The following is a 967-nucleotide window of genomic DNA, read 5'->3' on the forward strand; positions in this document are numbered from 1 at the left end:
TTTGTACAAAGCATCCGTTACGAGCGGATTCACTTTATCCATTTCCATATTTCCCTCCGTTCCAAATGGTTTTTCAACATATTTTATAATAGTGATTCTTTTTTGGAACCACTTGCAATCCGGCAGTATTTGGCATTGCCATACGCGCCTGCCCCCAAGCTTCAGATAACAATAGCCTGAAGCGAGTGGGCGAAGCGGCAAGATAACTGTTCCAATATCCCATCTCATTATTTCTTTGATAGTATAATCACGCCTTAAAACCTCGGCATTTAGGCGGACAGGTAGTTTCTCTATGACTTCTGATGAAAATAAAGTTGTTTTAATACGATTTTTTCTAACCCAAAACTGGGATGAAAATTTTCCGATAATTGGTTCGATTGTGAGATATGGAATATAGAAATTTATCATCCCCTGTACATCGCCTATTTTTGCTTCCATCGTTATTAAAACCCCCATTTCAGAATGGGGAACGATCTGGACAAACTTGGGATTTGTATCAATCTGCCTCAACCGAGGACGCAGGTCTATTATATTTATCCATGCTTCGCGCATATTACCCAACATGTAGACGATAATGCCTTCCATGATAGCTTGTTCAGTATCAGTTAGCTCGTGCTGGGATTTTGTTCCATCTCCAAGCCCGCCGCAAAGCCGGTCAATAATTGAGAAAGTCACATTAGGATCAATTTCAAGAATTGCGTTGCCCCCCAAAGGATCCATATCTATAGCCGCCAAAGTAGTCGGACACGGTACGCAGCGGAGAAATTCATCGGGGGTAAGCTGATCTACAGACGCTACATGAACTTGAACTATGCTTTTTAATTGGGCTGTAAACCTGCTAGTTGTTAAACGGGCAAAGGTTTCGTGGAGTATCGAAATATTTCTTTCCTGTTCCCTTGAAAATCTATCTGGCCGTTCAAAGTCGTATATCTTGATTTTCTGTTTATGCGGAAGCGGTTGGTTCATT

1 protein-coding gene is annotated in these 967 nt (G+C 41.4%); it reads right to left on the reverse strand.

Features of this window, described 5'->3' with window-relative positions; translation table 11 throughout:
* Nucleotides 1-967, reverse strand: a 967-nt coding sequence (fliM, locus tag ACYVRA_RS07420; RefSeq protein ID WP_461252108.1) for a flagellar motor switch protein FliM, incomplete at both ends; no start/stop codon positions are given.

This window comes from Treponema sp. R8-4-B8 (genome assembly GCF_054786175.1).